General features: G+C 47.1%; 1 protein-coding gene. It reads left to right on the plus strand.

Annotated features, from left to right (window positions below; translation table 11 throughout):
• On the plus strand, positions 1-280 hold a 280-nt coding region (locus AAEZ00_RS21065; protein ID WP_351089831.1), incomplete at both ends, for a TonB-dependent receptor plug domain-containing protein.

Below are 280 nucleotides of genomic sequence, written 5' to 3' on the forward strand. Positions count from 1 at the left end.
GTACCAGGGCTGCATGTAGGGCAGATTGACTCTCAAAAGTGGGCTATCAGCAGCCGAGGTTTTAATGGGCGCTATAACAACAAATTACTCGTATTGATGGATGGCCGAACCCTGTATTCGCCAATATTTTCAGGTGTCTACTGGGAGGTTCAAGATACGCTTATGGCCGATATTGAACGCATCGAAGTTATTCGCGGGCCTAGCGCAGCGATGTGGGGTGCCAATGCAGTAAACGGTGTGATTAATATTATTACCAAACACAGTGCAGATACATCTGGTG

The sequence above is a fragment of the Shewanella sp. S1-49-MNA-CIBAN-0167 genome, from assembly GCF_040310145.1.
Classification (GTDB): Bacteria; Pseudomonadota; Gammaproteobacteria; order Enterobacterales; family Shewanellaceae; genus Shewanella; species Shewanella psychromarinicola.